This window comes from Streptococcus mitis, assembly GCF_047464945.1.
GTDB lineage: Bacteria > Bacillota > Bacilli > Lactobacillales > Streptococcaceae > Streptococcus > Streptococcus mitis_EA.
Map to the genome: position 1 here is coordinate 50,799 of NZ_JASHAX010000001.1, position 19,689 is coordinate 70,487.

Here is a 19,689-nt window from a genome sequence, read left to right on the forward strand (position 1 = left end):
AAAAGATGAACAAAAATCCAATCAACTACTATATCTTTAGTAAAAATTTATCACATGCTTATTTATCAATTATTGGTAAATAGGGGAAAATAAAAGAAAGTTAGAAAAGAATGAAAATCGGTCAACGAATGATGCGTTTTGGCATAAAAAAATTAAGTATCGGAGTTGTATCTGTTGCAGTTGGTTTTGCTTTTTTAGCACCGACAGGAATTTCTGCCAATGAAGGAAGTCCAGTTGTGAAAAATGAGACTCCTGCAGTAGTAAATGCAACGGATGGTACGACAAAACTAGAAAATACTGATAAAAAACAGGCAACACCTCTTATAGAGGAAAGAGTGGCAGTTATCCAACCAGCTCCAGAAACAAAAGAAGTCCTTAAAAATCAGAAGGAAGAAGAAAAGCTGGAATCCCATAAAACAGAGCCTGCTCTAGTTCCTGAAGAAGTGAATAAAGAGGAAAATGTAAAGGATGAGTCTACAACTTCTCGTCCTGTGACAGCAGAAGATCTTTTGAAAATTTCAAAAGGAGAACTGCACTCCGAAAATGATTTACTTGACAATTCTCTTTATGGTGAAAAAGTCCTTGATTTAGAAGGTGATGACGATCAGGATGGTATCAAAAATAAGGATGAGCTTTATGTTTATCGTAAAGATGGTAAGGACTATTTAGGATATAACAGTCATCCATTACTGGCAGACAGTGATGGGGATGGATTAGCAGATGGGGAAGATGATAATAAGAAACAATGGTATGTTACAGATCGAGATGCTCTTCTCTTTATGGAGTTATCCTATCGTGATGATGACTATATCGAAAAAATTCTAGATCATAAGAATCCATTTCCGAGTCTCTACTTGAATCGTCAAGAATATAAGATGATGCACAATGAGTTAGCTCCGTTTTGGAAGATGAAAAAAGCTTACCATACAGCTAGTGGTTTGGATGCTTATCTATTTGAAACTAAGAGTGATCTTCCTTATTTAAAAGACAATACTGTTCAAATGTTGGCTATACGTGGGACAAGACTGAATGATGCCAAAGATTTGAGAACGGACTTGACCTTGCTAGGAGGTAATAAACCTGCACAAGCGGATGATATCCGTAATGTTGTAAAAGAATTGGCGCAGGATTCCAGCATTACAAATCTGTATATGACAGGTCATTCGCTAGGAGGCTATCTAGCTCAAATAGCAGCAGTTGAAGCTTATCAGAAATATCCTACTTTTTATAATAATGTTTTGAAAAAAGTGACAACATTTAATGCACCTAAGGTCATTACTTCAAGAACAATCTGGAATGCCAAAAATGGTTTCTGGGATGTAGGACTAGAAAGTCGGAAGCTTGCTGTAAATGGAAAAATTAAACATTATGTAGTGGATAACGACAATGTGGTCACATCTGTGCTACAAAATGATAGTGATGTGGTGACATCTACAGGAAGCGCCAATGTTAAACACCGTTCGCGTGGCTATTTTGAAAGTCGCATGAATGATATTCCAAACTTTAATATTGGAAAACGAACAACATTGGATAAGCAGGGTTACCGTGATCCAAAACTGGAAAAAATTTCTTTCTTTAAGAAACAACAAGTCCCTCTGTCATCTAGTCAACCAAGCGCTGAACCTCTTGAAAATATAGCTCTAGGGAAACGGGTTACCCAAAGTTCGACAGCTTTTGGAGGTGACGCTAGAAGGGCTGTAGATGGAAAAGTTGATGGGAATTATGCTCATCATTCTGTAACGCATACAGAGTTTCAATCTAAGCCTTGGTGGCAAGTCGATTTAGACAAGGAAGAAACAATTCGTCAAATCAATATTTATAATCGAACAGATACTGCTCAGGATAGGCTTACCAATTTTAATGTGATTCTTTTAGATAGTTCTGGGAAAGAAATTGAAAGAAAGCGCATTGCATCTCTGAAAGATATCTCTGCACAAATTGCAATTGACTATAAAAAAGCTCGTTTTGTCCGTATTGAGTTAGATGGTTACAATGCTCTCAGTCTCGCAGAAGTTCAAGTTTTGCGTGCTGAGAATATCGCATGGAAAAAGCAAGCACGCCAAAGTTCTACCGAGTTTGGAGGAGATGCTAGTCGTGCCTTGGATGGAAATACCAATAGTAGCTACAGCCAGCAATCAATTACTCATACAAAATTTGAAAATCAGCCTTGGTGGGAAGTTGATTTAGGTCGTACAGAACAGGTAGGACTTGTCCGCCTTTATAATCGTGGAGATGGCGAACTTTCCAAACGTTTGGCAGATTTTGATGTGATTTTATATGATGAAAAAGGAACAGAAGTTACTAGAAAATATGTTTCTCGTTTAGAAGGAAATCGTCTAGATCTTCAGTTGGATGGCAAGTTGGGTCGCCGTGTCCGTATTCAATTGCGTCAGAAAAATCAAGCTCTCAGTCTAGCAGAAGTAGAAGTGTTTCGATTTATGGCTAAGAATGCTGTGACAACACCAACTTCTAAGCCAGTACAAGTGTTAAATTACACTCCTGTAAAAGATAAAACCCTAACTATTCAGCATAGTGGAGCTTACATTGCACGCTATTCTATAACTTGGGAAGAAGTTACAGTAGATAAAAATGGTCATTCAGTTGTTCGCAGTCATTCTTGGGAAGGAAATGGACGTAACCAGATTGCAGGTTTTGTACTCAACCTTCCAATTAAAGAAAATATGAGAAATCTTCGAATTAAGATCGAAAAGAGAACAGGTCTTATCTGGAATAGATGGCAAACAATCTATGATAACAGACCTCTTCTCGCCCAACCACATCGGAAAATCACTCATTGGGGTACGACATTGAATTCCAAGGTGAGTGACGATGATGTCTTGTAATATGATGGTACAATGACAGTTAGTTTGTCTAGTTTATAAGAAAGTACTACCTGAGCTTGAATAGAACTCAGGTAGCTCTCTGTGAAAGAACAAAATGAATACTCAATGAAAATCAAAGAGTAAACTAGGAAACTAGCCGCAGGCTGCTCAAAGCACTGCTTTGAGGCTGTAGATATAACTGACGAAGTCAGCTCAAAACACTGTTTTGAGGTTGCAGATAGAGTTGACGTGGTTTGAAGAGATTTTCGAAGAGTATAAACAGAAAGGTAGAGCGCGTGTTTGGATTTGAACACGAACGGAAAACTTTTCTAAAAACTTAGGAAGACAAACTAATGAAAGTCCATTTTATACTACATGAGAGTTTTGAAATCCCAGGTGCTTATCTAACTTGGGCTCAATCAAGAGGTCATGATATTGGAATAACAAAGGTTTATAAGGGAGAAGCTTTACCCCAAACAGTTTCTGATATTGATTTTCTTATCATTATGGGAGGTCCTCAATCTCCTGATGAAGATAAAGAACATTTCCCTTATTATCATCCAACAGAAGAAATTAGACTCATTCGACAAGCAATAGAAGAAGATAAGTATATTGTAGGTGTATGCTTAGGGGCGCAACTACTTTCTGTTGCTTATGGGGGTCAATATGAGCATAGTCCTGAAAGAGAAATAGGTGTATTCCCTATTAGGATGACTAGTCAAGGACTAGCAGATAAACACCTCAAACATTTTGGTAGCGAGCTTTTAGTTGGTCACTGGCATGGTGATATGCCGGGCTTGACAGACGAAGCGGTAATCCTTGCTACTAGTCAAGGTTGTCCACGACAGATTGTTCGCTTTAGCCCTAAACATTATGCTTTTCAAGTGCATTTAGAGTTTGATTTAGAAGCGATTGATTTATTGGTTGCTGCGGATAGTGAAGAACGATTGATAGAACAACATCAAACATTATCTTTTGTTCAATCACCCGAAGAATTGCGTGGTAACGATTATTCTGAAATGAATGCAAAATTGCATAATTTTTTAGATTCGCTTACAAATTAGAATTACAGACAAACTAGATATTTTAATTTGTGCTAGTTTTTACAAAATATCAAAAATAAGAAAGGTAGAGCGTGTGTTTTGATTTGAACACGAGCGGAAAACTTTTCTAAAAACTCAGAAGAGAAGGGGAGTTCGGGTTTGAATTGAAGCCGGTCTAATCTTCTCAATATCATCAAAATTAAGAAAGAAAGGAATTGAACCCACCCTAAAAGCAGTGGGAAAAAGATAGTTGGTCTAGCGAGCATCGCTCACTGCACCCAACTCCTATTTTCCCTTTGCTTTTTGACGGGTTTGGTATCTTTCTCAATATAAAATAAAGAAAGGTAGAGCGTGTGTTCTGATTTGAACACGAGCGGAAAACTTGGAAAATAGATAATCTGATGAGAAATCAGGATTTCTCATCAGATTCCTAATTTTCAGTCGTTTTCTTGTCGCTCTTTGTATCATAAATTATGTCTATCCATATTGCTGCTCAGCAGGGTGAAATTGCTGATAAAATTCTTCTTCCTGGGGATCCTCTTCGTGCTAAGTTTATTGCGGATAATTTCCTTGAAGATGCTGTTTGTTTTAACGAAGTGCGTAACATGTTTGGTTACACTGGTACTTACAAGGGTCACCGTGTATCTGTCATGGGAACTGGGATGGGAATGCCATCTATTTCGATTTATGCGCGTGAATTGATTGTTGATTACGGTGTGAAGAAATTGATCCGTGTGGGAACAGCAGGTTCATTGAATGAAAATGTTCACGTCCGTGAATTAGTTTTGGCGCAGGCAGCGGCAACCAACTCTAACATCATCCGCAATGACTGGTCACAGTACGATTTTCCACAAATCGCTAGCTTTGATTTGTTGGATAAGGCCTACCATATCGCTAAAGAACTCGGTATGACCACCCACGTTGGGAACGTTTTGTCTTCTGATGTCTTTTATTCAAACTACTTTGAAAAGAACATCGAACTCGGTAAATGGGGAGTCAAGGCTGTGGAAATGGAAGCAGCAGCTCTCTACTATTTGGCAGCCCAATACCATGTTGACGCGCTTGCTATCATGACTATCTCTGATAGTTTGGTTAATCCAGATGAAGATACAACTGCAGAAGAACGCCAAAATACCTTCACAGATATGATGAAGGTTGGATTAGAAACCTTGATTGCAAAATAATTATATCCAAAAAAGGAAGCCCTTCTTTATGAATTGGAGGACTTCCTTTTCTTATCTAGAAATTGGTCTATCTCTTTTTGTGATCTGAGGATGACCACTTTATATGGATAGTTTTTTTGAATCCACTTGTAGCGTTCCTTAGCGGATTTGCTCCGTCCGTCCCAAAGAATCCATCTGATAAACTCCCAATTAAATTGTTCTTGACAACCAGCTGCCATACTTTCTCTAACCTTGCCTCGGTATTTTAGATAACGTTTAAAGGCTCGAAAGAGACAAGTCCATGGTGAAAAATTAAGAAAGATGATTTGATCAGCTTCCTGCATTCTTTCTTCGTAATAGCACCAAGAATAATTACCATCGATGACCCAAGATTCATTCTTTGTGAGAAAGTTTTTCATCTCGGTCAACATCCATTCGCGGTCACTGTCTTGCCAACCAGGTTGAAATTGGAGTGTATCCATGTGAAGTTTTGGGATGGAGTAGCAGTGAGACAACTTTTCGGCTAGAGTTGACTTACCAGCACCAGAATATCCGATAATTGCGATTTTCATTTTCTACCTTTTCCTATTTGGAGACAAAAAAACAGCCTCTATGGACTGTTTCTTATTTAGCAAGTTTAGCTGAAAGACGAGCTTTATCGCGGCTTGCTTTGTTTTTGTGAATCAAACCTTTAGTTTCTGCTTTATCGATAGCTGAGCTAGCAGCACGGAAAAGTTCTTCAGATGGGTTTGCTTCGAAAGCTTTGATAGCAGTACGCATAGCTGATTTTTGAGCTGAGTTCTTTTCGTTTTGTTTAACGTTCAATTCAGCGCGTTTGATAGCTGATTTAATGTTTGCCAATGTTCTTACCTCCATATTTACTAACTATACCATTATATCTGAAAACTTACGTTTTGACAAGGGAAAATTATTTTTTTAAGTAAATTTCATCGATTTCATGGTTCTTTGTTTTATGAAGAATCACTTCTGCACGATTTCTAGTTGGTTCAATATAATTTTGTAGATTTGTCAGATTGATACTGGTCCAGACCTGATGGGCAAAGGACTCCACTTCCCCAATCGGCATTTGTGTAAAACGATAATAGTAGCTATTAGGGTCGTTTTGGGCTAGGCTCAGCATCTTCAAGAAACGGTCCAGATACCAACTTTCAATATCATCCACTCCAGCATCTACATAGATGGAAAAGTCAAAGAAGTCAGTGATATAGAGACGATCGTTTTGTGGATTTTGAAAGACATTGATTCCCTCAACAATTACAAAATCAGCAGCTTTGACACTTTGTTTCTCTTCGGGTACGATGTCGTAGACTTCATGAGAATAGACAGGAATATCCACATCTTGTCCATTTTTGATGTGATCCAGGAAGTTGAGAAGAGCTTCCATATCATAACTTTCAGGAAATCCCTTGCGATTTAAAATCCCTTGTTCAATCAAGGTCTGGTTGGGATAGAGAAAGCCGTCAGTTGTTACCAACTCAACCGTAGCATCTGTAAGTGTACGGGATAGCAAGATTTGAAGTAGGCGACTGGTTGTGGATTTTCCAACGGCAACACTCCCAGAAACCCCAATGATAAAAGGCTGGGATTTGCTTTCACGTTGAAGGAAAATCCCTTTTGAAAAGGCCAAATCATCCTTGGTACGCTTATAAATCTGGATGAGATGGGCTAGGGGAAGATAGACATCTGTAACGTCTTGAAGACTGATTTGGTCATTAAAACTCTTGATAGATTCCAATTCTTCTTCTGTCAAAGGAGGTGTTGTTTTTCGATGTAAGGATTGCCAAGTCTGGCGGCTGATTTTTTCAAAATGTAAAAATTCGTTGGTCATTTGTTTTCCCCTAGATATTTTGTCTATCATACCATAAAAAGCTAAAAAAATAAAGCGGTTTCTTGAATGTGTTAAGTCAATAGTATATAATAGATGTAGATAGAGGATGAACAATTTAGTGATGAAGTAGGAGCTACTTTCTCCTGACTTATAAGCTAATAAAGGGGGCTTTGGGAATCACAACTGATAGGAGGTGTGTCATGAAAATCTTAAAAAGTTATATATTGGAACTCTGTTTTATTTTAAGTTTTGCACTACCTTTTTTAAAAGGAGCGAATGCGGATAATGGTAGACGTTTTGTGGAAACCTATTACGGTTTTACTTTTTTGATGGAACATGCCATTGTAACAGCGGTCTTTATCTGTTCGCTCTTGATTGCTTTCTTCCTAAAAAAACGGTGGACGAAATGGCTTGCTGCTGGTAGTTATGTCTTTTTAGTTCTATGGATTGCTACAGAGGGTTATTTCTTCCGCATGTCACTAGAAGATTTGATACGACTTTGGACAAGTTTGGAATTCCTGACAAAAACGTATCAGTTGGGCTTTTATCTAAACATCCTGTTGGGAATTTTGTTGATAATAAAGTATTTGAAGGTTAAGCAATAGTCATAATAAATACGCCCGATTATAGATGATAAACTTTTTGTTATATCCTGACTATGATATTTCTAGTTCTAAATGGCTTATCATTCATCTATAAGTGTTGAAAGAGATTGAAGAAAATGTTTTACTTACTAGCTTTCTTCAGTCTTTTTCGTTTTATTATCAATTTGTAAACGATTTACAATTTAAGTCAAATTATGGTAAAATAGTTTCATGAGTAAAATGTATTATGCAGAAAATCCTGACGCTGCTCACGACATTCATGAGTTAAGAGTGGACTTGTTGGGAGAAAAAATGACCTTTTTGACAGATGCAGGTGTTTTTAGCAAGAAAATGGTTGACTTTGGCAGTCAACTTTTGCTCAAGTGTCTTGAGGTCAACCAAGGAGAGAATGTCCTTGATGTAGGCTGTGGTTATGGGCCTCTGGGCTTGTCCTTGGCTAAGGCTTATGGAGTTCAGTCGACCATGGTCGATATCAATAATCGTGCCTTGGATTTGGCACGACAAAATGCTGAACGAAATAAAGTAGAAGCGACGATTTTCCAGTCCAACATCTATGAACAAGTTGAAGGGAAATTTGACCATGTCATTTCCAATCCTCCTATCCGTGCGGGCAAGCAAGTAGTTCATGAAATCATTGAGAAAAGTAAAGATTTCTTGGAAACTGGTGGGGATTTAACAATTGTTATCCAGAAAAAACAAGGGGCTCCAAGCGCCAAGTCAAAGATGGAGGAAGTGTTTGGCAATTGTGAAATCGTCAAAAAAGATAAGGGATACTATATCCTTAGAAGTGTGAAAGAATGAGAGCAGTTGATTTAATCCAAAAGAAACGAGACGGTCAAGAACTGACTTCGAGTGAAATCGAATGGCTAGTTGAAAGCTATGTGTTAGGAACTGTTCCTGACTATCAGATGTCTGCTTTTGCTATGGCTGTCTATTTCAAAGGAATGACGACTCGAGAAATCTCTGACCTAACTATGAAGATGGTTCAGACAGGGCAAGAGTTTGATTTATCTGTTATTGATGGGGTTAAGGTTGACAAGCATTCTACTGGTGGTGTTGGTGATAAGGTGACCTTGATTTTGGCTCCTCTTGTTGCAAGCTTTGGTGTTCCTGTGGCCAAAATGAGTGGTCGTGGTCTCGGCCATACTGGTGGAACAATTGATAAATTGGAGTCTATCAAGGGCTATCAAGTGGAACGCAGTCAAGAGGATTTTATTCGTCAGGTACAGGACATTGGTGTATCGGTCATTGGGCAATCAGACCAACTGGTTAAAGCTGACAAGCTTCTCTACGCCCTACGTGATGTGACAGCAACTGTCGACACGATTCCTTTGATTGCGAGTTCGGTGATGAGCAAGAAAATTGCTGCAGGGGCGGATGCTATTTTGCTAGACGTGACTGTCGGTGAAGGTGCCTTCATGAAGACGGTTGATGAGGCGCGTGAATTGGCTCAAACCATGGTGGAACTTGGTAAGGCAGTTGGTAGAAAAACGGTAGCAGTCATTACGGATATGAGTCAGCCCTTGGGACGAGCGATTGGAAATCGTCTAGAAATCCTTGAAGCATTGGAGATTTTACAAGGTCAAGGACGTCAGGATATTACCCACTTCATCTGTGAACTGGCTCAAATTATGCTTGGTTTGGCAAATGTAAATAAAACAGTTGAAGAAGTTCGCCAACATCTTGAAAATGGTCAAGCACTGGCTAAGTTTGAGGAGATGGTCCAAGCCCAAGGTGGAGACTTGGAAGACCTCTATCGTCCTGTAAATGTTACCCATGTGGTGGAAATCCCTGCTCAGGAAACGGGTGTCATTTCAGCTCTTCCAGCTATGGAATTTGGGCTTTATGCTATGAGACTGGGGGCAGGCCGTGCAGTCAAGTCTGATGCCTTGGACTATGAAACAGGAATTGTTTTTGAAAAGAAAGTTGGAGATTCCGTTCAAAAGGGAGAAATTGTTGCAAAAGTATACACAAATGGAAAAATTTCTCCTCAGCTAGTTACAGATTTTCAAAAATATGTTAAAATAAATGATAGGGTGCAAAGTTTACGAGAAATTATAGAAATTCTCTCATAAACCGCAGGAGAATCCGAATATGAAATTAAATAAATATATCGATCATACGCTTTTAAAACAAGATGCAACAGAAAATCAAATTGATTGTTTGTTGTCTGAGGCTATAGAGTATGATTTTGCCAGTGTTTGCGTTAATCCGACCTGGGTTGAACATGCCCAAAAAGGGCTTGAAGGCACAGATGTCAAGGTCTGCACAGTAGTAGGTTTCCCCTTGGGAGCAACAACTTCAACTGTGAAAGCTTTTGAGACAAAAGAAGCTATCCAAAATGGTGCAGATGAGATTGACATGGTAATCAATGTTGGGGCTCTCAAATCAGGCAATTTAGCCTTGGTTGAGTCAGATATTCGTGCAGTAGTGGAAGCAAGTGGTGACAAGTTAGTGAAAGTCATTATTGAAGCTTGCCTTCTGACAGACCAAGAAAAAGTTGTAGCTTGCCAATTAGCCCAAAAAACGGGGGCTGATTTCGTTAAAACATCTACTGGTTTTTCAACTGGTGGTGCTACGGTAGCAGATGTTAGATTAATGCGTGAAACAGTTGGACCAGAAATGGGTGTCAAGGCTGCCGGTGGAGCTCGTTCTTATGAGGATGCTCTTGCCTTTGTGGAAGCAGGGGCGACCCGTATTGGAACGTCAGCTGGGGTAGCCATTTTAAAAGGAGAATTGGCTGATGGCGACTACTGAGTTGATTGAACTGGCAATTGAAACCAGCAAACATGCCTACGTCCCCTATTCTCACTTTCCTATCGGAGCAGTTTTAGTAGCCAAAGACGGAAGTGTTTACACGGGAGTGAATATCGAAAATGCTAGCTATCCTTTGACCAATTGCGGTGAGAGAACAGCCATTTTTAAGGCTGTATCTGAAGGGCAAAGAGAATTTTCAGAGCTGATTGTTTATGGTCAAACTGAAAAACCGATTTCACCATGTGGTGCTTGTCGCCAAGTAATGGTCGAATTTTTTGAACAAGATCTAAAAGTGACCTTAGTCGCAAAAGATAAATCGACGGTCGAGATGACGGTCGGGGAATTACTTCCATATTCTTTTACAGACTTAAACTAGTCTGAGTCGCTCTTTGAGTGGCACGGTCCTTGTGACCAATCAATCCATACTTGCAACATCGTTGCACATCTTATTTAGGAGGTTCAGTAATGAACAAGAAACAATGGCTAGGCCTTGGTCTAGTTGCAGTGGCAGCAGTTGGACTTGCTGCATGTGGTAACCGCTCTTCTCGTAACGCAGCTTCATCTTCTGATGTGAAGACAAAAGCAGCAATCGTCACTGATACTGGTGGTGTTGATGATAAATCATTCAACCAATCAGCTTGGGAAGGTTTGCAAGACTGGGGTAAAGAACATAATCTTTCAAAAGATAAAGGTTTCACTTACTTCCAATCAACAAGTGAAGCTGACTACGCTAACAACTTGCAACAAGCGGCTGGAAGTTACAACCTAATCTTCGGTGTTGGTTTTGCCCTTCACAATGCAGTTAAAGATGCAGCAGAAGAGCACACTGATTTGAACTATGTCTTGATTGATGATGTGATTAAAGATAAAAAGAATGTTGCTAGTGTAACATTTGCTGATAATGAGTCAGGTTACCTTGCTGGTGTGGCCGCAGCCAAAACAACTAAAACAAAACAAGTTGGTTTTGTAGGTGGTATGGAGTCAGAAGTTATCTCTCGTTTTGAAGCAGGATTCAAGGCTGGTGTTGCCTCAGTAGACCCATCTATCAAAGTACAAGTTGACTATGCTGGTTCATTTGGTGATGCTGCTAAAGGTAAAACAATTGCAGCCGCACAATACGCAGCTGGTGCAGATATTGTTTACCAAGTAGCTGGTGGTACAGGTGCAGGTGTCTTTGCAGAAGCAAAATCACTCAACGAAAGCCGTCCTGAAAATGAAAAAGTTTGGGTTATCGGTGTTGACCGTGACCAAGAAGCAGAAGGTAAATACACTTCTAAAGATGGTAAAGAATCAAACTTTGTTCTTGTATCTACTTTGAAACAAGTTGGTACAACTGTAAAAGATATTTCTAACAAGGCAGAAAAAGGTGAATTCCCTGGCGGTCAAGTGATCGTTTACTCATTGAAAGATAAAGGGGTTGACTTGGCAGTGACAAACCTTTCAGAAGAAGGTAAAAAAGCTGTCGAAGATGCTAAAGCTAAAATCCTTGATGGAAGCGTAAAAGTTCCTGAAAAATAATGGATGGAAGTTATTTCTTAGGAAGCGGCCATCGGCCGCTTTTTAAGAGTTGAGACAAAGTCATTTTGTCTCAGTAAAGCTTGCTACTATACAAACTAGCAAGTTTTATTGAAATAAAATAAGACTCTGAAAGGAAGAGCACATGGCACACGAAAATGTCATTGAGATGCGTGATATTACCAAGGTGTTTGGTGAATTTGTTGCCAACGACAAAATCAACTTGCACCTAAGAAAAGGTGAAATTCATGCACTTTTAGGAGAAAATGGGGCTGGTAAGTCCACGCTCATGAACATGTTAGCAGGTCTTCTTGAACCAACCAGTGGTGAAATTGCGGTCAACGGACAAGTTGTTAACCTAGACTCACCATCTAAAGCAGCTAGTTTGGGAATTGGAATGGTTCACCAGCACTTTATGTTGGTAGAAGCCTTCACAGTGGCTGAAAACATCATTTTAGGTAGTGAATTGACTAAAAATGGTGTGCTAGATATCGCTGGAGCTAGCAAAGAAATCAAGGCTCTTTCTGAACGTTATGGCTTAGCTGTTGACCCTTCTGCCAAGGTAGCAGACATCTCAGTCGGAGCCCAACAACGTGTAGAAATTTTAAAAACCCTTTATCGGGGAGCTGATATCCTTATCTTTGACGAACCGACGGCTGTCTTGACTCCATCAGAAATTGATGAGTTGATGGCTATTTTGAAAAATCTTGTCAAAGAAGGAAAATCAATTATCTTGATTACCCACAAGTTGGATGAAATTCGAGCAGTTTCTGACCGTGTTACAGTTATCCGTCGTGGGAAATCAATTGAAACTGTAGAAATCGCAGGGGCTACCAATGCTGATTTGGCAGAAATGATGGTAGGACGTTCTGTTTCCTTTAAAACAGAGAAACAAGCCTCTCAACCAAAAGAAGTGGTTTTGTCTATCAAAGACTTGGTGGTCAATGAAAACCGCGGTGTTCCAGCTGTTAAAAATCTGTCCTTGGATGTTCGTGCTGGAGAGATTGTTGGTATTGCGGGGATTGATGGAAATGGTCAGTCTGAACTGATTCAAGCCATTACAGGCCTTCGCAAGGTTGAATCTGGAAGCATTGAGCTAAAAGGAGATTCAATTGTAGGCTTGCACCCACGTCAGATTACAGAGTTGAGTGTTGGGCACGTTCCAGAAGACCGTCACCGTGATGGTTTGATTTTGGAAATGATGATTTCCGAAAATATTGCCCTTCAAACCTACTATAAAGAACCACATAGTAAAAATGGAATTTTGAACTATTCAAATATTACTTCTTATGCTAAAAAACTAATGGAAGAATTTGATGTTCGTGCTGCCAGTGAATTTGTACCTGCAGCTGCACTCTCGGGAGGAAATCAACAAAAAGCAATTATTGCTCGTGAAATTGATCGTGATCCTGATCTCCTTATCGTCAGCCAGCCAACTCGTGGGTTAGATGTCGGTGCCATTGAGTATATCCACAAACGCTTGATTGAAGAGCGTGATAACGGGAAGGCTGTCCTTGTTGTCAGCTTTGAATTGGATGAGATTTTAAACGTCTCAGACCGTATTGCCGTTATCCACGATGGTAAGATTCAAGGTATTGTGTCACCAGAAACAACCAATAAACAAGAACTTGGTGTCTTGATGGCTGGTGGAAACTTGGGAAAGGAGAAGAGTGATGTCTAAAAAATTACAACAAATTTCGGTTCCCTTGATTTCTGTCTTCCTAGGAATTTTACTTGGAGCCATTGTCATGTGGATCTTTGGTTATGATGCTATTTGGGGCTATGAAGAATTGTTCTATACAGCCTTTGGTAGCCTGCGTGGGATTGGAGAAATCTTCCGTGCTATGGGGCCTTTGGTCTTGATTGGTCTTGGTTTTGCCGTTGCCAGTCGCGCTGGTTTCTTTAACGTCGGACTTCCTGGTCAGGCTTTGGCTGGTTGGATTCTCAGTGGTTGGTTTGCCTTGTCGCATCCGGATATGCCACGTCCCTTGATGATTCTAGCAACCATCGTGATTGCCCTGATTGCTGGTGGGATTGTCGGCGCGATTCCAGGTATTCTTAGAGCCTATCTAGGGACGTCAGAGGTTATCGTAACCATCATGATGAACTACATTGTCTTGTATGTAGGAAATGCCTTTATCCATGCCTTCCCTAAAGACTTCATGCAAAGTACAGATTCGACGATTCGTGTCGGAGCTAATGCAACTTACCAGACACCTTGGTTGGCTGAGTTGACTGGTAATTCGCGGATGAATATTGGTATTTTCTTTGCCATCATTGCCGTTGCAGTCATTTGGTTCATGCTCAAGAAAACAACCCTTGGTTTTGAAATCCGTGCGGTTGGTCTTAATCCACATGCTTCAGAGTATGCTGGTATTTCTGCCAAACGGACGATTATTCTCTCAATGATTATTTCAGGTGCCTTGGCAGGTCTTGGTGGAGCTGTTGAAGGACTTGGAACCTTCCAGAACGTCTATGTTCAAGGGGCATCATTAGCTGTCGGGTTTAACGGGATGGCGGTTAGTCTGCTTGCGGCCAACTCACCAATTGGTATTCTCTTTGCAGCCTTCCTATTTGGTGTTCTCCAAGTTGGAGCCCCTGGTATGAATGCGGCGCAGGTACCGTCTGAGCTTGTCAGCATTGTAACAGCGTCTATTATCTTCTTTGTCAGTGTTCATTACCTTATCGAACGCTTTGTCAAACCGAAAAAACAAGTTAAAGGAGGTAAGTAAAGATGTCTATTACAACCTTGCTCACCCTCTTGGTGTCTTCTATGCTGATTTACTCAGCACCCCTCATCTTTACAAGTATCGGTGGTGTTTTCTCTGAACGTGGTGGTGTCGTAAACGTCGGCCTTGAAGGAATTATGGTTATGGGTGCCTTTTCTGGAGTTGTCTTTAACCTTGAATTTGCAGAACAATTTGGGGCAGCAACTCCATGGCTATCCTTGCTTGTAGCAGGATTGGTTGGTGGTCTCTTCTCTATCATCCACGCAGCAGCGACGGTTCATTTCCGTGCAGACCATGTTGTCAGCGGTACGGTATTGAACTTGATGGCGCCTGCCTTGGCTGTTTTCTTGGTGAAAGTCCTTTATAACAAAGGACAAACTGACAACCTAAGTCAGACTTTTGGACGCTTTGATTTCCCAGTCTTGGCAAATATCCCAGTGATTGGTGATATCTTCTTCAAGTCAACTAGTCTACTTGGTTATCTGGCGATTGCCTTCTCATTCCTTGCTTGGTTTATCCTCTTCAAGACTCGCTTTGGTCTTCGTCTCCGCTCTGTCGGTGAACATCCTCAAGCAGCAGATACTTTGGGAATCAATGTCTACAAGATGAGATATTTAGGGGTTATTATTTCAGGTTTCCTAGGTGGAATTGGCGGAGCGATTTATGCTCAATCCATCTCAGTTAACTTCTCAGTGACAACTATTGTTGGACCTGGATTTATCGCCCTTGCTGCGATGATCTTTGGAAAATGGAATCCAATCGGAGCCATGCTTTCTAGTCTTTTCTTTGGACTTTCACAAAGTTTGGCTGTTATCGGTTCTCAATTACCGTTCCTACAAGGAGTGCCTACGGCTTATCTTCAAATCGCACCTTATGTCTTGACAATTCTTGTCTTGGCAGCCTTCTTTGGAAAAGCAGTCGCACCAAAAGCAGATGGTATCAACTATATCAAATCAAAATAAGCATACAAAAAAACGTCAGTTCTGTTCAAACTGGCGTTTATTTTTTAGAATTTTGATGGGTTAAGTTTAATCCCCAAGGAACAAGATTTTCAGTCTTATTCTGGATACGTGTGATATTATCCTTATGCCGAATGATAATCAAACTAGCAAGAGCCAGGATAATAGCGATGAATAGAGGGTCATAATTGCTCAGGATAAAACCAAAAAGTGGAAAGAGTAGAACTCCGATGACAGCCGCGATAGATGCTGTGACACTGGAAAGTGAAATCATACTACCAAGATAGAGGGTTCCAAAGAAAACAACTGCTAGGTAGAGACAGAAGACAGGCGCAAATCCAAAAATCACACCTGCACTGGTTGCGACAGCCTTACCACCCTTAAATCTTGCAAAGATAGGGAAGGTATGTCCAATGACAGCCAAAAGTCCAAAGATGAGAGGCGAAACGCCTTGCAGATGAAACATAATTGGAAGAAGTGTTGCTAGGGTTCCTTTGAAAAAGTCAATCACAAAGGTTGCCATACCAGCTTTCTTGCCTAAAATGCGGAAGGTATTGGTTGTTCCTGTGTTACCAGAACCATGCTCTCGCAGATTGATTTGAAAGAATACTTGTCCAATCCAGAGACCAGACGGAATCGAACCCAGCAGATAGGCTAGGATTAATAAAACTATTGTAATCATACTCCTATTATATCATGAAATGAAGAAGAAAGGCAGAGAATCTCTTCTGAAATTGTCACACCGGAGAAAGAAAAATTTTGCAAAATCCTTGGAAAACCTGTAGAATAGTAAAGATGAACGAATAGGAGGTTCCTTGTGTCAAAAAAGGAAATCAATATTAACAATTATAATGATGATGCCATTCAGGTGCTAGAAGGGTTGGATGCGGTCCGTAAACGTCCAGGGATGTATATCGGATCGACCGATGGCGCTGGTCTCCATCATCTAGTTTGGGAAATCGTTGATAATGCTGTCGATGAAGCCTTATCTGGATTTGGTGACCGTATTGATGTGACCATCAATAAAGATGGCAGTTTAACGGTTCAAGACCATGGTCGTGGGATGCCGACTGGTATGCACGCTATGGGAATTCCGACCGTTGAGGTTATTTTTACCATTCTTCATGCAGGAGGGAAATTCGGTCAAGGAGGCTACAAGACATCAGGTGGTCTCCATGGGGTGGGTTCTTCCGTTGTAAATGCTCTATCTAGTTGGCTGGAAGTTGAAATTACCCGTGATGGGGCAATCTATAAGCAACGTTTTGAAAATGGTGGAAAACCTGCCACGACTTTGAAGAAAATCGGTACAGCACCCAAGTCTAAGACAGGTACAAAGGTTACGTTTATGCCTGATGCGACGATCTTCTCTACGACAGACTTCAAGTACAATACTATTTCAGAACGTCTTAATGAATCAGCCTTTCTCTTGAAAAATGTGACCTTATCTCTGACAGATAAGCGAACAGATGAAGCGATTGAGTTCCACTATGAAAATGGGGTACAAGACTTTGTTTCTTATCTGAACGAAGACAAGGAGACCTTAACGCCAGTTCTTTACTTTGAAGGGGAAGACAATGGTTTCCAAGTGGAAGTAGCTCTCCAGTACAATGATGGATTTTCAGATAACATCTTGTCCTTTGTTAATAATGTTCGCACCAAGGACGGTGGAACGCATGAGACAGGACTCAAGTCTGCCATTACCAAGGTCATGAATGACTATGCGCGTAAGACGGGGCTTCTCAAGGAAAAAGATAAAAACCTTGAAGGGTCAGACTATCGTGAGGGGCTAGCGGCTGTCCTCTCTATTCTAGTCCCTGAAGAACATTTGCAGTTTGAAGGCCAGACCAAGGATAAGCTAGGAAGCCCTCTTGCCCGTCCAGTTGTGGATGGAATTGTGGCTGATAAGTTGACTTTCTTCCTCATGGAAAATGGGGAATTAGCTTCTAACCTCATCCGCAAGGCTATCAAGGCGCGTGATGCTCGTGAAGCGGCACGTAAGGCGCGTGATGAGAGCCGAAATGGTAAGAAAAATAAGAAAGACAAGGGCTTGTTATCTGGGAAATTAACCCCAGCCCAGTCTAAAAACCCAGCTAAGAACGAACTCTATCTTGTCGAGGGGGATTCTGCCGGTGGATCGGCTAAACAAGGTCGTGACCGTAAGTTCCAGGCTATCCTGCCACTTCGTGGTAAGGTTATCAATACAGCCAAGGCCAAGATGGCGGATATCCTTAAAAATGAAGAAATCAATACCATGATTTATACTATCGGTGCGGGTGTGGGAGCAGATTTCTCCATTGAAGATGCCAACTATGATAAGATCATTATCATGACCGATGCGGATACAGATGGTGCCCATATTCAGACCTTGCTCTTGACATTTTTCTATCGTTACATGCGTCCGCTAGTTGAGGCAGGCCATGTCTATATCGCCCTTCCGCCTCTTTACAAGATGTCTAAAGGCAAAGGCAAGAAAGAAGAAGTGGCCTATGCTTGGACAGACGGTGAACTAGAAGAACTCCGCAAGCAGTTCGGCAAAGGCGCAACACTCCAACGATATAAAGGTCTTGGTGAGATGAACGCGGACCAACTCTGGGAAACAACCATGAATCCAGAAACCCGCACCCTCATACGTGTGACCATCGAAGACCTAGCACGCGCTGAACGCCGCGTCAATGTCCTCATGGGAGACAAGGTTGAACCACGCCGTAAGTGGATTGAGGATAATGTCAAGTTTACGCTGGAAGAAGCGACAGTGTTTTAAGTCACTTTTTAATGAATGGGTATCAACATGAGAGCTGAAACAGAAATGCTAGATCTGATTTTACAGACTGCCAAAACTTTACAAGTCAAAGCTGTCGCCATGTCTGGTTCACGGACAAACCAAAATGCTCCAAAAGATGAATTTCAAGACTACGATGTGGTCTATGTCGTGGATGATTTTGATAATCTGATGAGTGACCTTTCTTGGTTGGACTATTTCGGAAAGCGAATTATAGAGCAAGAGGTTGTTCTTGACCATCGTCGTCTTTATCTCATGCTCTTTGAAGATGGCAACCGTATCGATTTGACTCTTTGCCCAAAAGAGCACATCAAAGAGTGGGTGGATAGTGAAGCGGAATTCATATTTTTAGAAGATAAGAAGGGCTTATTTGAGTACTATTCTCCCAGTCCTCAGCGTTTCTGGACAAATCCAGCTAGTGCGATAGATTTTGAAAATGCCTGCAATGAATTTTGGTGGGTGTCAGCCTACGTGGTTAAAGGGATTTGTCGCAATCAAATCATTTATGCTATTGATCATCTCTACGGCATTTGTCAACAAGAATTCTTGAAAATTTTGGCTTGGCAGGTTGCAAGTGCTAGGGGGAAAGTCGATATCGGCAAGAACTACAAGTACCTCTTTCAGTATTTGCCTGCTGAGAAAGAGAAAGAATTCTCAAATCTGCTTGATTTTTCAAGTATAGAGAAACTCAGCCAGTCTTTATTGGCTACGATGCAACTTTTCCATAGAGAAGCTCAAAGACTTGCTCAAAAGCTGGGCTTTGACTACGATAAAGAAGTGGCTGAGAAGATGATTCAGTATGCTGAGGAAAGAGTGAAGAAGTTTGGGAATAACTAGAAAAATGAAAAAGCGAGAGGAGAAGACTCATGATTGAAAAAGTGGAACGCCTCATTACAGAGATTAATCGTATTCATCGAGAATATTCTAAAGATTATTTTGAAACGGGTAAGGTGGAAAAAATCAATCTCAAGCATACCTTTTCAAAAGTTCCGACTAAAGCGATTTTGGCCTACCGTCTGAATTTACATGAGTCAATTAATGACTATCTGATGAAAGCGGATGTCCAAGATATTGCCTATGTTTATCGTGTTAAAACTTCTGAGTCTATTTTAGATAAAATTACACGTTTTTCAGAGCGTCAAGAGGGCTATCCTGTGAATTCCATTCTTAATGATATTTTTGGTGCTCGTATGATTTTAAGTTCCAAAGAGATAGCTCAAGTTATGGAGAAACTAGATGATTGGCAAGAGCTGTACGGACTAAAAAACTGGTATTTACGTGATAAAGATGGCTATGTCGGTATTCATATCTATTTTAAAAATAAAAGTAATTTTTATTATCCATGGGAACTCCAACTTTGGGATAAGAAAGATGTAGATAGTAATATCGCCAGCCATATCAAGTATAAACGAGGATTTGTGGAGTAGACATTTCAAGTGGAAATGACGATACAGGAATTGGATAAAAT

19 protein-coding genes are annotated in these 19,689 nt (G+C 40.6%); 15 read left to right on the forward strand and 4 right to left on the reverse strand.

Annotated elements, in window-relative coordinates; genetic code table 11:
* Nucleotides 1-110 precede the first annotated feature (110 nt).
* The 3 genes from QM424_RS00320 (at nucleotide 111) to deoD (ending at nucleotide 5,049) form a co-directional block, all read left to right on the forward strand.
* Nucleotides 111-2,843: a galactose-binding domain-containing protein gene (locus QM424_RS00320; protein ID WP_414392583.1), complete on the forward strand. Its 2,733-nt coding sequence runs from the start codon at nucleotides 111-113 to the stop codon at nucleotides 2,841-2,843.
* 332 nt (nucleotides 2,844-3,175) lie between these two features.
* On the forward strand, nucleotides 3,176-3,886 hold the full coding sequence (locus tag QM424_RS00325) for a type 1 glutamine amidotransferase (protein ID WP_414392584.1): 711 nt from the start codon (nucleotides 3,176-3,178) through the stop codon (nucleotides 3,884-3,886).
* Nucleotides 3,887-4,338: 452 nt separating this feature from the next.
* Entirely contained in the window at nucleotides 4,339-5,049 is a 711-nt protein-coding gene (gene deoD / locus QM424_RS00330; protein WP_414392585.1) for a purine-nucleoside phosphorylase, read from the forward strand.
* Between the two features lie 26 nt (nucleotides 5,050-5,075).
* On the opposite strand, the gene QM424_RS00335 is transcribed toward deoD, so the two are convergent.
* From QM424_RS00335 to coaA, 3 genes are all read right to left on the reverse strand, one after another.
* Nucleotides 5,076-5,600, reverse strand: coding sequence for a DNA topology modulation protein (locus QM424_RS00335; protein WP_414392586.1), 525 nt, complete (start codon nucleotides 5,598-5,600; stop codon nucleotides 5,076-5,078).
* Between the two features lie 52 nt (nucleotides 5,601-5,652).
* Nucleotides 5,653-5,889: a 30S ribosomal protein S20 gene (gene rpsT, locus QM424_RS00340; RefSeq protein WP_001274000.1), complete on the reverse strand. Its 237-nt coding sequence runs from the start codon at nucleotides 5,887-5,889 to the stop codon at nucleotides 5,653-5,655.
* A gap of 67 nt (nucleotides 5,890-5,956) precedes the next feature.
* The gene (gene coaA, locus QM424_RS00345; protein ID WP_414392587.1) at nucleotides 5,957-6,877 is read right to left on the reverse strand and encodes a type I pantothenate kinase; all 921 of its coding nucleotides are present in this window, start codon (nucleotides 6,875-6,877) and stop codon (nucleotides 5,957-5,959) included.
* Between the two features lie 200 nt (nucleotides 6,878-7,077).
* Between coaA and QM424_RS00350 the strand changes: the two genes are divergently transcribed.
* The 9 genes from QM424_RS00350 to QM424_RS00390 all read left to right on the forward strand — a co-directional run bounded on the left by QM424_RS00350 (nucleotide 7,078) and on the right by QM424_RS00390 (nucleotide 15,445).
* Complete coding sequence (locus QM424_RS00350) at nucleotides 7,078-7,482, forward strand: hypothetical protein (protein WP_077805254.1); 405 nt, start codon at nucleotides 7,078-7,080, stop codon at nucleotides 7,480-7,482.
* 210 nt (nucleotides 7,483-7,692) lie between these two features.
* Complete coding sequence (locus QM424_RS00355) at nucleotides 7,693-8,283, forward strand: class I SAM-dependent methyltransferase (RefSeq protein WP_077805253.1); 591 nt, start codon at nucleotides 7,693-7,695, stop codon at nucleotides 8,281-8,283.
* On the forward strand, nucleotides 8,280-9,557 hold the full coding sequence (locus QM424_RS00360; RefSeq protein WP_414392588.1) for a pyrimidine-nucleoside phosphorylase: 1,278 nt from the start codon (nucleotides 8,280-8,282) through the stop codon (nucleotides 9,555-9,557). The genes QM424_RS00355 and QM424_RS00360 overlap by 4 nt, the downstream gene beginning before the upstream one ends.
* 19 nt (nucleotides 9,558-9,576) lie before the next feature.
* Nucleotides 9,577-10,239, forward strand: coding sequence for a deoxyribose-phosphate aldolase (deoC, locus tag QM424_RS00365; protein ID WP_077805251.1), 663 nt, complete (start codon nucleotides 9,577-9,579; stop codon nucleotides 10,237-10,239).
* A complete protein-coding gene (locus QM424_RS00370) occupies nucleotides 10,226-10,615 on the forward strand; it encodes a cytidine deaminase (RefSeq protein ID WP_000246089.1) in 390 nt (129 codons plus the stop codon). The genes deoC and QM424_RS00370 overlap by 14 nt, the downstream gene beginning before the upstream one ends.
* A gap of 89 nt (nucleotides 10,616-10,704) precedes the next feature.
* On the forward strand, nucleotides 10,705-11,757 hold the full coding sequence (locus QM424_RS00375; protein ID WP_077805250.1) for a BMP family lipoprotein: 1,053 nt from the start codon (nucleotides 10,705-10,707) through the stop codon (nucleotides 11,755-11,757).
* Nucleotides 11,758-11,899: 142 nt separating this feature from the next.
* Nucleotides 11,900-13,435: an ABC transporter ATP-binding protein gene (locus QM424_RS00380; RefSeq protein WP_033688653.1), complete on the forward strand. Its 1,536-nt coding sequence runs from the start codon at nucleotides 11,900-11,902 to the stop codon at nucleotides 13,433-13,435.
* The gene (locus QM424_RS00385; protein WP_023942990.1) at nucleotides 13,428-14,486 is read left to right on the forward strand and encodes an ABC transporter permease; all 1,059 of its coding nucleotides are present in this window, start codon (nucleotides 13,428-13,430) and stop codon (nucleotides 14,484-14,486) included. Before QM424_RS00380 ends, QM424_RS00385 begins: the two co-directional genes overlap by 8 nt.
* A gap of 2 nt (nucleotides 14,487-14,488) precedes the next feature.
* Nucleotides 14,489-15,445, forward strand: a complete 957-nt coding sequence (locus QM424_RS00390) for an ABC transporter permease (protein WP_414392589.1) — start codon at nucleotides 14,489-14,491, stop codon at nucleotides 15,443-15,445.
* 37 nt (nucleotides 15,446-15,482) lie between these two features.
* Here the strand turns inward: QM424_RS00390 and plsY are convergent, their stop codons facing one another.
* Nucleotides 15,483-16,124 carry a glycerol-3-phosphate 1-O-acyltransferase PlsY gene (gene plsY, locus QM424_RS00395; protein WP_414392590.1) on the reverse strand — a complete coding sequence of 214 codons (642 nt, stop codon included), beginning with the start codon at nucleotides 16,122-16,124 and terminating at the stop codon, nucleotides 15,483-15,485.
* Nucleotides 16,125-16,259: 135 nt separating this feature from the next.
* Between plsY and parE the strand changes: the two genes are divergently transcribed.
* Genes parE through QM424_RS00410 form a run of 3 tightly spaced genes read left to right on the forward strand, consistent with a single transcriptional unit; the run spans nucleotide 16,260 to nucleotide 19,648 of the window.
* On the forward strand, nucleotides 16,260-18,203 hold the full coding sequence (gene parE, locus QM424_RS00400; protein WP_414392591.1) for a DNA topoisomerase IV subunit B: 1,944 nt from the start codon (nucleotides 16,260-16,262) through the stop codon (nucleotides 18,201-18,203).
* Nucleotides 18,204-18,230: 27 nt separating this feature from the next.
* Complete coding sequence (locus tag QM424_RS00405) at nucleotides 18,231-19,058, forward strand: aminoglycoside 6-adenylyltransferase (protein WP_261037821.1); 828 nt, start codon at nucleotides 18,231-18,233, stop codon at nucleotides 19,056-19,058.
* 29 nt (nucleotides 19,059-19,087) lie between these two features.
* Nucleotides 19,088-19,648: a nucleotidyltransferase family protein gene (locus QM424_RS00410; protein WP_050222938.1), complete on the forward strand. Its 561-nt coding sequence runs from the start codon at nucleotides 19,088-19,090 to the stop codon at nucleotides 19,646-19,648.
* Nucleotides 19,649-19,689 lie beyond the last annotated feature (41 nt).

Coding starts and splice junctions, on each gene's coding strand:
- QM424_RS00320 (WP_414392583.1), top strand. CDS start 111: ATGAAAATCGGTCAACGAATGATGCGTTTTGGCATAAAAAAATTAAGT.
- QM424_RS00325 (WP_414392584.1), top strand. CDS start 3,176: ATGAAAGTCCATTTTATACTACATGAGAGTTTTGAAATCCCAGGTGCT.
- deoD (WP_414392585.1), top strand. CDS start 4,339: ATGTCTATCCATATTGCTGCTCAGCAGGGTGAAATTGCTGATAAAATT.
- QM424_RS00335 (WP_414392586.1), bottom strand. CDS start 5,600: ATGAAAATCGCAATTATCGGATATTCTGGTGCTGGTAAGTCAACTCTA.
- coaA (WP_414392587.1), bottom strand. CDS start 6,877: ATGACCAACGAATTTTTACATTTTGAAAAAATCAGCCGCCAGACTTGG.
- QM424_RS00350 (WP_077805254.1), top strand. CDS start 7,078: ATGAAAATCTTAAAAAGTTATATATTGGAACTCTGTTTTATTTTAAGT.
- QM424_RS00355 (WP_077805253.1), top strand. CDS start 7,693: ATGAGTAAAATGTATTATGCAGAAAATCCTGACGCTGCTCACGACATT.
- QM424_RS00360 (WP_414392588.1), top strand. CDS start 8,280: ATGAGAGCAGTTGATTTAATCCAAAAGAAACGAGACGGTCAAGAACTG.
- deoC (WP_077805251.1), top strand. CDS start 9,577: ATGAAATTAAATAAATATATCGATCATACGCTTTTAAAACAAGATGCA.
- QM424_RS00370 (WP_000246089.1), top strand. CDS start 10,226: ATGGCGACTACTGAGTTGATTGAACTGGCAATTGAAACCAGCAAACAT.
- QM424_RS00375 (WP_077805250.1), top strand. CDS start 10,705: ATGAACAAGAAACAATGGCTAGGCCTTGGTCTAGTTGCAGTGGCAGCA.
- QM424_RS00380 (WP_033688653.1), top strand. CDS start 11,900: ATGGCACACGAAAATGTCATTGAGATGCGTGATATTACCAAGGTGTTT.
- QM424_RS00385 (WP_023942990.1), top strand. CDS start 13,428: ATGTCTAAAAAATTACAACAAATTTCGGTTCCCTTGATTTCTGTCTTC.
- QM424_RS00390 (WP_414392589.1), top strand. CDS start 14,489: ATGTCTATTACAACCTTGCTCACCCTCTTGGTGTCTTCTATGCTGATT.
- plsY (WP_414392590.1), bottom strand. CDS start 16,124: ATGATTACAATAGTTTTATTAATCCTAGCCTATCTGCTGGGTTCGATT.
- QM424_RS00405 (WP_261037821.1), top strand. CDS start 18,231: ATGAGAGCTGAAACAGAAATGCTAGATCTGATTTTACAGACTGCCAAA.
- QM424_RS00410 (WP_050222938.1), top strand. CDS start 19,088: ATGATTGAAAAAGTGGAACGCCTCATTACAGAGATTAATCGTATTCAT.